Annotated in this window: 8 protein-coding genes and 1 riboswitch; of the genes, 3 read left to right on the forward strand and 5 right to left on the reverse strand. The window is 72.5% G+C overall.

Features of this window, described 5'->3' with window-relative positions; all coding sequences use genetic code 11:
- Positions 1-122: 122 nt before the first annotated feature.
- From ACZ4XD_RS18755 to ACZ4XD_RS18775, 5 genes are all read right to left on the reverse strand, one after another.
- A complete protein-coding gene (locus tag ACZ4XD_RS18755) occupies positions 123-1,295 on the reverse strand; it encodes a hypothetical protein (RefSeq protein ID WP_468043407.1) in 1,173 nt (390 codons plus the stop codon).
- Between the two features lie 36 nt (positions 1,296-1,331).
- Positions 1,332-2,249, reverse strand: coding sequence for a methylenetetrahydrofolate reductase [NAD(P)H] (gene metF / locus ACZ4XD_RS18760; protein WP_467122555.1), 918 nt, complete (start codon positions 2,247-2,249; stop codon positions 1,332-1,334).
- Between the two features lie 162 nt (positions 2,250-2,411).
- Complete coding sequence (gene thiE, locus ACZ4XD_RS18765; RefSeq protein WP_468043409.1) at positions 2,412-3,062, reverse strand: thiamine phosphate synthase; 651 nt, start codon at positions 3,060-3,062, stop codon at positions 2,412-2,414.
- A 118-nt stretch (positions 3,063-3,180) separates the two neighbouring features.
- A complete protein-coding gene (locus tag ACZ4XD_RS18770; protein ID WP_042162000.1) occupies positions 3,181-3,546 on the reverse strand; it encodes an Rv2175c family DNA-binding protein in 366 nt (121 codons plus the stop codon).
- 114 nt (positions 3,547-3,660) lie between these two features.
- Positions 3,661-4,956, reverse strand: a complete 1,296-nt coding sequence (locus tag ACZ4XD_RS18775; protein ID WP_468043411.1) for an NAD(P)/FAD-dependent oxidoreductase — start codon at positions 4,954-4,956, stop codon at positions 3,661-3,663.
- Positions 4,957-5,109: 153 nt separating this feature from the next.
- A riboswitch (TPP riboswitch) is annotated at positions 5,110-5,222 on the forward strand.
- Here ACZ4XD_RS18775 and thiO point away from each other — a divergent pair.
- From thiO to ACZ4XD_RS18790, 3 genes are all read left to right on the forward strand, one after another.
- The gene (thiO, locus tag ACZ4XD_RS18780; RefSeq protein ID WP_468043413.1) at positions 5,220-6,473 is read left to right on the forward strand and encodes a glycine oxidase ThiO; all 1,254 of its coding nucleotides are present in this window, start codon (positions 5,220-5,222) and stop codon (positions 6,471-6,473) included. It overlaps the preceding riboswitch by 3 nt.
- A gap of 73 nt (positions 6,474-6,546) precedes the next feature.
- A complete protein-coding gene (thiS, locus tag ACZ4XD_RS18785; protein ID WP_467122550.1) occupies positions 6,547-6,762 on the forward strand; it encodes a sulfur carrier protein ThiS in 216 nt (71 codons plus the stop codon).
- A 9-nt stretch (positions 6,763-6,771) separates the two neighbouring features.
- Positions 6,772-7,566: a thiazole synthase gene (locus tag ACZ4XD_RS18790; RefSeq protein ID WP_468043415.1), complete on the forward strand. Its 795-nt coding sequence runs from the start codon at positions 6,772-6,774 to the stop codon at positions 7,564-7,566.
- Positions 7,567-7,799 lie beyond the last annotated feature (233 nt).

Genomic DNA, 7,799 nt, shown 5'->3' on the forward strand with positions numbered 1-7,799 from the left:
GCAGGCGCAACGGCGAGCAAGCCACAAACGTCGGCCGGCAAAGCGCAGCGGGTGGCACCGCGCAAGCGGGCAACAAACGGCGAGCAACAACCACGGCGGGAAAGCCGAAAACGTGGGAAATCTCAGTAACGGTACGGCTGCCCGTCATACCCCGGCTGCTGGTAAGGCGGATAAGGCTGCTCGGGCGAGAGCTCCGTGTCGCGTTGCTGGGGGACCCAGACGCCGCCGGGCGGGGTCTCCCCGTAGCCCTGGCCCGGGTACGGGCCGAGTGGCTGGCCCTGGCTGTCGTACTGCTGCGCGCCGTAGGGCGGTTGGGCGTACGGGTCCGGCTGCTCGTAGGGGTCGTAGGGCGCGGCGTACTGCTGGGTGCCGAGGTACGGGTCGGCGTAGGGCGGCTGTCCGCCCTGGCCCGGATTGTCGCCGTAGGCCGCGTAGGGATCGCCATACGGGTCCTGGGCGGCGGGGCCCTGGCCGTAACTCCCGTCGTACGCATAGCCGTTGCCGTTGGCGGCGCCGTTGTAGGCGTCGTAGCCGTAGTCGTTCTGCGGGCCGCGGGCGTCGGGGCTGTAGATGCCGTACTGGCCGGTCTCGTCGGGCATCGGCTGCGGGGCGTAGACGGCGGTGGCGTCGGCGCGGGGGTAGTCGTCCTGGGCGGCGAACGCCTGGGTGGCGTAGGCGTCCTGGTCCTGCTGCGGCTGGTAGGGGTCCTGGCTCCGGTAGCCGTCGTCGGCGGTGTAGTTGTAGGAGCCGGGCCCGCCGTAGGAGCCCTGCCCGGCGAAGGTGTCCTGCGCGGGGAAAGTGCCCTGGCCGACGATGGTTTCCTGCGCGGCGAAGGCTTCCTGGCTCTGGAAGCCGCCCGTGTTCCCGAAGGCGTCCCGGCTCTGGAAGCCGCCGGTGCTCTCGAAGGTGTCCGGGCCGCCGTCGGGAGCCGGGGCGGTGCCGCCGGGGGGCGGTACCGCCTCCAGGCCGGAGACCTCCAGGGTCGGTTCGGCGGGCGGCGGGCCGGACGGGCGGGCCCGCCGGCGCCGGCTCTCGCCGGGCTTGCCGCCCAGCGCCCAACCGGTGGTGAAACCGCGGCGGAAGGAGAGCGTGACCTGCGTCTGCCCGATGGCGAAGGCGATCAGGCCCAGCCCGATCACGATCACCGAGGGGATGATCACGCCGATGACCACAGCGAGGAAGCCGGTGAAGGCGAGCAACCGCCAGCGCAGCCGCGCCTTGTACTGGAGCAGCACCTCACCGAGCAGCCACAGGGCGACCAGACCGAACGCGATGTAGAGGATCGTCCAGCCCATATACGCCCCTCTTCCGCCGCTCGCCGGCCACCGTGATCAGGACTGCTGGTGCAGCCCCAGATTCTCGTAGATTTCCAGGGTCGCCGTGGAGTGGTTCAGGGTAATGAAGTGCAACCCGGGAACATCCTCGGCCATCAAGCGTGCGCACAGGTCCGTTGCGTACTCGATCCCAATGGAGCGTACCGCCGCGGGGTCGTCCTTGACGGCCAGGATGCGCTCGGCCAGCTCGGGCGGGAACGCCGCATTGCTGAGCTGAGCGAACCGTTCGATCTGGCGCACGTTCGTCACCGGCATGATCTCCGGAATGATCGGCGTGGAGCAACCCGCGGCCGTCACGCGGTCCCGGAGCCGGAAGTAGTCCTCCGGGTAGAAGAACATCTGGGTGATGGCGAAGTCCGCACCGGCCCGGCACTTGGTGACGAAGTGTGCCACATCGGTGTCCCAGTCCGTCGAGCGCGGATGCATCTCGGGGAAGGCGGCGACGCCGACGCAGAAGTCGCCGGACTCCTTGATCAGCCGGACCAGGTCGGCCGCGTAGCCGACACCGTCGGGGTGCCTGACCCACTCGCCCATGGGGTCGCCGGGCGGGTCGCCGCGCAGCGCGAGCATATTGCGGATCCCGGCGTCGGCGTACTGGCCGATGATGTTGCGCAGATCCGCCGTGGAGTGGTTGACCGCGGTCAGGTGGGCGACCGGGGTCAGGGTGGTGTCGGTGGCGATGCGCTCGGTGGCGCGCACCGTGCCGTCACGGGAGGTGCCGCCGGCGCCGTACGTCACGGAGACAAAGGTCGGGGAGACGGCCTCGATCCGACGAATGGCGTTCCACAGGGTCCGCTCACCCTTCTCGGTCTTCGGGGCGGCGAACTCGAACGAATAGGACTGCTTGCCGGAAGCGAGCAGCTCGCGCACCGTGTGCGCACGATCAGTCCTGGTGGAAGCTGTACCTAGGGCCATACCGGCAGGTTAACCAGCGGCGGGGCACACACCAACCGTCTTCGGCGTAATGCCTGGTTGGTCGGGTTCATGTCCACTGGTTGGACATTTTCCGGTCGCCCGGACGACAGAAAACCGCCGCTCGTCCGTCGACCACCGCCGCGCAGCGATCCCAGGCAGCCCCTATGCCTCCCAGGTCCGGATGCGCTTGGCCAGGGCGGCGGCCGCCGCTCCCGGGTCGTCCGCCTCGGTGATCGCGCGGACCACGACGACCCGGCGGGCGCCGGCGGTCAGCACCTCGTCCAGATTCCCGGCGTCGATCCCGCCGATCGCGAACCAGGGGCGCTCGGGGGCGCGGGCGGCGGTGTAGCGGACCAGGTCGAGGCCGGGGGCGTGGCGGCCCGGCTTGGTGGGCGTGGGCCAGCACGGGCCCGTGCAGAAGTAGTCCACGCCGGGCTCGGTGAGTGCGGCGTCCACCTCGGCCTCGGCATGGGTGGAGCGGCCTATGAGAACGTCCGGGCCGAGGACGGCGCGGGCGGCCGGGACCGGCAGATCGCCCTGGCCGAGGTGCAGCACCTCGCTGCCGGCCGCATGGGCGACATCCGCCCGGTCGTTGACCGCCAGCAGCTTGCCGTGCCGCCGGCAGGCGTCCGCGAAGACCTCCAGGTGGCGGAGCTCCTCACCGGCCTCCATGCCCTTGTCGCGCAGCTGGACGATGTCCACGCCCGAGGCGAGCACCGCGTCCAGGAACTGCGGCAGATCGCCCTGCCGCTTACGGGCGTCGGTGCAGAGATAGAGCCGGGCGTCGGACAGGGCCTGTCGTGCGGTGCTCATCGGGCGGCTTCCCCCCAGGTCGGGGGCGTACGGCCGGGCCTTCCGGCGCGTACGCCCCTCGGGTGCGGTTACGGATGCGGGTGCGGCGGCCGGACGGGAGCGCGCCGCGCCGGGCGGGTCAGACGGCGAGCGCCTGGGCCCGGCGCTTCACCTCCGTGCCGCGATTCTCGCGCAGCGCCTGGGCAGGCGTGCCGGGCAGGGTCTCATCCGGGGTGAACAGCCACTCCAGCATCTCCTCGTCGGTGAAGCCGTCGTCCTTGAGGAGGGTGAGGGTGCCGACGAGGCCCTTGACCACCTTGTCGTCCTTGATGAAATCGGCGGGCACATGCAGCGCCCGGTTCTCGCCACGGCGCACCGCGATCAGCTGGCCCTCCTTGACCAGCTGCCGGACGCGCGTCACCTCGACGCCGAGCTGTTCGGCGATGTCGGGGAGGGTGAGCCAGGCGGGGACGAGTCCATCGATGTTTGCGTCAATCTCGGTCACAGGACAAGCCTGCCACCTCGCACTGACAGCCGGTAGCCGGGCATCGCCATCAGGGGCTTCGTGCACACCGGAGGGTGACGGCGGCCGCCCGGCAACCGGCGGCCCCCGCACGCGCTACACGGCCGCGGCCTTCAGCGGTACGGACGCGTTCGCGGCCCGCTCGCGGTCCAGTACGACGCCCCGCTCGATCAGCTTGCGCCCCTGGGCGAGGTCCCGCGGCCGCCCCACGGCCAGCAGCGCGACGAGCCGGCCCACCCGTCGCCCGCCACCGCCCCGGTCCGACTGCGCTTCGCGCAGGCTCTCCTCACCGCGCAGCCAGAGCACCGACCAAGCGGCCCCGGCCGGGTCACCGCGCCAGACCAGCTCGTCGGCGTTGCCGTGATGGCCCGCGTACTGCACGAAGCGGCCGAACTGCTCCGACCAGAAGTACGGGACGGGGTCGTAGACCAGCCCTTCGGCGTCGCCGCGGGCGATGTTCTCGGCAACCGTTCGGGGGCCCTGGAGGGCGTTGTCCCAGTGGTGGATCAGCAGTCGGGTGCCGTAACGGGCCGAGGGGAAGGAGGCGCAGTCGCCGACCGCGTAGACATCGGGCACGGAGGTGCGCAGCCGCTCGTCGGCGAGGACGGAGCCGTCCTGCGGGGAGATCTCGACGCCCGAGCCGGCCAGCCAGGCGGTCGCGGGCCGGGCGCCGATCCCGATGACCACCGCGTCGGCGGGCAGCGTCACGCCGTCGGCGAGGGTGACCGCGCCCGCGGTGACGGACGCGACCCGGGCGCCGGTGCGCAGCTCGGCGCCGGCGTCCGTGTACCAGCCGGTCATGTGGGCGGCGACCTCGGCGGGCAGCGCACCGGCCAGCGGGCGGTCGGCGGCCTCGACGACGGTGACCGCGCAGCCCGCCTCCCGGGCCGCGGTCGCGAACTCGGCGCCGATCCAGCCGGCCCCGACGACCACGATCTCGTGCTGGGCGGCGAGCACCGGACGCAGCCGCTCGGCGTCGTCGAGGGTGCGCAGCAGATGGACACCGGGCATGCCTTCACTGCCGGGCAGCACGATCGGGTCGGCACCGGTGGCGAGGACCGCGTAGTCGTAGGGAAGGGGGCCGTCGGCGGTCTCGACGAGGTGGGCGTCCGGTAGCAGCGCGGTGACCGGGTGGCCCAGACGGAGCTCGATGTCGAGGCCGGCGAAGTCGATGTCGAAGGTGGAGCCCTCGGCCTTGCCCAGCAGGACCGCCTTGGACAGCGGGGGGCGGTCGTAGGGCTGGTGGGGCTCGTCGCCGAGGAGCGTGATCGCGCCGCGCCAGCCCTGTTCGCGCAGGGCGACCGCGGTCTGCACACCCGCGATTCCCGCGCCGACGATCACGACGCGTGGCGTGCGGTCAGGGGCCTGGGAGGACTTGCTCTGCTCGCTCACCCGATCACTCTAGGACGGTCCGTGACGCCGCTCGCAGCAGCACGCAAGGAGATCTCTGACACACCGTCATCGTCGGCCGTCCCGGAATACGGGCCATGGGGGGCCGGGGCCATGCCTTACGGCGCCTCGCGGCCCCGTATTAGGCTGACGGATACACGCACTCGCGGGAGCCCGGACGTACCGGGCTGAGAGGGAGGCTGACCGGCCTCCGACCGTACGAACCTGATCCGGGTCATGCCGGCGAAGGGAGGGGCTGAAAGCTCATGCATCCAGCTGCCACACCGTCGGGACCGGCCGTGCCGCGTCCCGATGTGCTCGTCCTCGGCGGCGGCATCATCGGCCTGGTCACCGCCTGGCGGGCGGCCGGCCGCGGGCTGACCGTCGCGCTGGCCGATCCCGCGCCCGGCGGCGGCGCGGCCCGGGTCGCGGCCGGGATGCTGGCCGCGGTCACCGAGCTCCATTACGGCGAGCAGACCCTGCTGGGCCTCAATCTCGCCTCGGCGCAGCGCTATCCGCGGTTCACCGAAGAGCTGGAGGAGGCCGCCGGGCAGCGGATCGGCTACCGGCGGTGCGGCACCCTGGCCGTCGCGCTGGACGCCGACGACCGCGCCCATCTGCGCGAGCTGCACGCGCTGCAGACCCGCTCGGGACTGGAATCGCAGTGGCTCACGGGGCGCGAGTGCCGCCGCCTGGAGCCGATGCTGGCCCCCGGGGTGCGCGGCGGGCTGCGGGTGGACGGCGATCATCAGGTCGATCCGCGGCGGCTGGTGAGCGCCCTGCTGGCCGCGTGTGAGCGCGCCGGAGTGACGTTCCACCGGAGCGCGGCGGTCCGGCTGACGGTCGGCGGCGGGCGCGCCACGGGTGCCGAACTCGCCGACGGCACCCGGCTGTCGGCGGGTCAGGTCGTGCTGGCGGCGGGCAGCCACAGCGGCGGTCTGGCCGGTGTTCCCGACGAGGTGCTGCCGCCGGTGCGGCCGGTCAAGGGCCAGGTGCTGCGGCTGCGGCTGCCGGAGGTGCCCGCGGGCAGTCCCGCCTTCCTGTCGCGCACCGTACGGGCCGTCGTCCGCGGCGGTCCCCTCTACCTGGTGCCACGGGAGAACGGCGAACTGGTCGTCGGCGCCACCAGCGAGGAGCTGGGCTGGGACACCACCGTGACCGCGGGCGGGGTCTACGAGCTGCTGCGGGACGCCCATGAGCTGGTCCCCGGCATCACCGAGCTGCCGCTGGTCGAGACCTGCGCCGGGCTGCGCCCCACCTCCCCCGACAACGCGCCGCTCCTGGGGCCGACCGCACTGCCCGGCCTCCACCTGGCCACCGGCCACTACCGCAACGGGGTGCTGCTGACGCCGGTCACCGGTGACGCGATGGCCGAGGCGCTGACCACGGGGAGCCTCCCCGAAGAGGCCCGCCCCTTCTCCCCCGCGCGTTTCTCCGCCACTCCTGAACGGCGCGGGGGGACCCCCCTCGCCGCCCCGGGGTCGGAGCGCACCCCTGCCCCCGAGGAGCAGCCCGTATGAGCGCGCGCATCGAGCGAACCGTGAACAGGCGCGCGGGCGGCGCCCTGCCCTCCGAACGAAGCGAGGCCGGCGCATGAGCGCGTCCACCGTGTCCGTGTCCGTCAACGGCGAGGCCCGGGAGATCCCCGGCGGCCTCACCCTCGACCGGCTCGTCGCGACGCTGTCCCGGGCACCCGCCGGGGTGGCCGCGGCGGTCAACGAAACCGTGGTGCCGCGCACCCAGTGGCCCACCACCCCGCTCGGCGACGGCGACCGCGTCGAGGTGCTCACCGCGGTCCAGGGAGGCTGATCCGCAGACATGGCCGACGATCCGTTCACCCTTGCCGGCACCACCTTCACGTCCCGTCTGATCATGGGGACCGGCGGTGCGCCCAGCCTCGACATCATGGAGCGGGCACTGCTCGCCTCCGGCACGGAGCTGACGACGGTCGCCATGCGGCGGCTGGATCCGACCGTGCAGGGCTCGGTGCTGTCCGTACTGGAGCGCCACAAGATCCGGGTGCTGCCGAACACCGCGGGCTGCTTCACGGCCGGCGAGGCGGTGCTCACCGCCCGGCTCGCCCGCGAGGCGCTCGGCACCGACTGGGTCAAGCTGGAGGTCGTCGCCGACGAGCGGACCCTGCTGCCCGACCCGATCGAGCTCCTCGACGCCGCCGAGACCCTGGTGGACGACGGTTTCACCGTGCTGCCCTATACGAACGACGACCCGGTGCTGGCCCGCAAGCTGGAGGACGTGGGCTGCGCCGCGATCATGCCGCTGGGCTCCCCGATCGGCTCCGGCCTGGGCATCCGCAACCCGCACAACTTCCAGCTGATCACCGAGCGGGCCTCTGTCCCCGTCATCCTCGACGCCGGCGCCGGCACCGCCTCGGACGTCTCACTGGCCATGGAACTGGGCTGTGCGGCCGTCATGCTGGCGTCCGCGGTGACCCGCGCCCAGGAGCCGGAACTGATGGCGACCGCCATGCGATACGCCACGGCGGCGGGCCGGCTGGCGCATCGGGCGGGCCGCATCCCCCGTCGCCATTTCGCGGTGGCGTCATCCCCGACGGAGGGGGTGGCCGCGTTCGATCCTGAGCGGCCGGCTTTTTAGCGTTCCGCTGCGCTTTGCCTTCGGCCCACGTTTTCGGCTTTCCCACCGTGGTGGTTGCTCGCCGTGGCTCCCCCACTGCCTGAAGGGCGTGGGAGGTACCCCCACGCGGCGGGCCAGGTGGTTTGTGGGTGCGGTGACGGACCTCCGGGGCCGGTGTGTGGGACTGCTTCGCTTTACGTCCCACACACCGGCCCCTCCCGGCTACTCCCTCCCCCTCGGGGGGTGGGGGGGCG

It is taken from the genome of Streptomyces sp. NPDC029466, from assembly GCF_055574515.1.

Coding starts and splice junctions, on each gene's coding strand:
- ACZ4XD_RS18755 (WP_468043407.1), bottom strand. CDS start 1,295: ATGGGCTGGACGATCCTCTACATCGCGTTCGGTCTGGTCGCCCTGTGG.
- thiE (WP_468043409.1), bottom strand. CDS start 3,062: ATGAGCACCGCACGACAGGCCCTGTCCGACGCCCGGCTCTATCTCTGC.
- thiS (WP_467122550.1), top strand. CDS start 6,547: ATGAGCGCGTCCACCGTGTCCGTGTCCGTCAACGGCGAGGCCCGGGAG.
- ACZ4XD_RS18790 (WP_468043415.1), top strand. CDS start 6,772: ATGGCCGACGATCCGTTCACCCTTGCCGGCACCACCTTCACGTCCCGT.
- thiO (WP_468043413.1), top strand. CDS start 5,220: ATGCATCCAGCTGCCACACCGTCGGGACCGGCCGTGCCGCGTCCCGAT.
- metF (WP_467122555.1), bottom strand. CDS start 2,249: ATGGCCCTAGGTACAGCTTCCACCAGGACTGATCGTGCGCACACGGTG.